This is a genomic window from Vibrio sp. YT-19(2023) (assembly GCF_033337395.1).
Genome location: NZ_JAWOQN010000146.1, coordinates 1 through 1,111, shown reverse-complemented (window position 1 = coordinate 1,111; position 1,111 = coordinate 1). Strand labels below are relative to the sequence as shown.

General features: G+C 50.2%; 1 protein-coding gene and 1 pseudogene. Both read left to right on the top strand.

Translation table 11 applies throughout. From position 1 onward, the window contains the following. Positions 1-466: flagellar assembly protein FliH (gene fliH, locus R7E78_RS24480; protein WP_318058387.1), on the top strand; the 466-nt coding region annotated here is incomplete at its 5' end. Next, positions 459-1,111: pseudogene (gene fliI / locus R7E78_RS24475) on the top strand (flagellum-specific ATP synthase FliI); the annotation flags it as partial. The gene fliH and the pseudogene fliI, both read left to right, overlap by 8 nt.

Genomic DNA, 1,111 nt, shown 5'->3' with positions numbered 1-1,111 from the left:
AGCTGGTAAGCAAGGCTTTTTAGAAGCGGCGAAGCCAGTTAATGATTTGTTCCAAGCCTTATCTCGCTGGCAAAGTGAAAAAGAGCAGCAGCAACGCCACATGATTTGTGAGTTAGTACAGAAGGTGGCTCAGCAGGTGATTCGTGCCGAGCTTACTCTGATGCCACAGCAAATTCTGGCGCTGGTGGATGAAACACTGTCTGCGATGCCGGGCAAAGCGGAAACCGTGACGGTTCATCTCAATCCACAAGATCTAGAACGCATTACGCACATTAACGCGGATCTGCCTAAGTCTTGGAAGCTGGTTGCCAACAACGAACTGCCAATTGGTGGTTGTCAGTTAGTGACGGATGATGCGGAAGCAGACGCCAGTTGTGACTCACGCTTAGAGGCGTGCATGGACAACGTAAAACAGCACTTGTTAGACGAAGTCAGCATTCCACAGGTTGAGGCTGAAAATGAGTAGTACATTAAGCCACGAACTATTAAGTGAGCGTTTGAGCGATGCATTAGCATCGCTTGATTCTATTCCCGTTGCGCGAGTAACCGGACGCTTGATTAAAGTGAACGGCTTGATGTTACAAGCCGTTGGATGTCGTTTTAAGCTTTAGCAACGTTGTTTAGTGGAAACCGCCGAAGGCGATATGATCGAAGCACAAGTGGTCGGCTTCGATCATACCGTTGCGTACTTAATGCCAATCCGCCGTTTAGGCGGTTTGTTTGCCGGTGCGAAGGTGATCCCATTAGACGGTGACAGTACCGTGCAACTCAGCTCTCAGTGGATGGGACGCGTGGTGAACGGCTTAGGCGAGCCATTGGATGACGGCATGCCGCTTAAAGGGGGCGATCGTGTTTCACTTGAACCTAAACCGATCAACCCCCTTAAGCGTCGTCCTGTCGATACACCGCTTAATGTTGGCGTTCGTGCGATCAACGGTTTGCTGACGGTCGGTAAAGGTCAGCGTATTGGTCTCATGGCGGGCAGTGGTGTCGGTAAAAGTGTGTTAATGGGGATGATCACCAAAAACACGGAAGCGGACGTCATTGTGGTGGGTTTGATTGGTGAGCGTGGTCGAGAAGTTCGTGAGTTTATTGAACGCAACTTAACGCC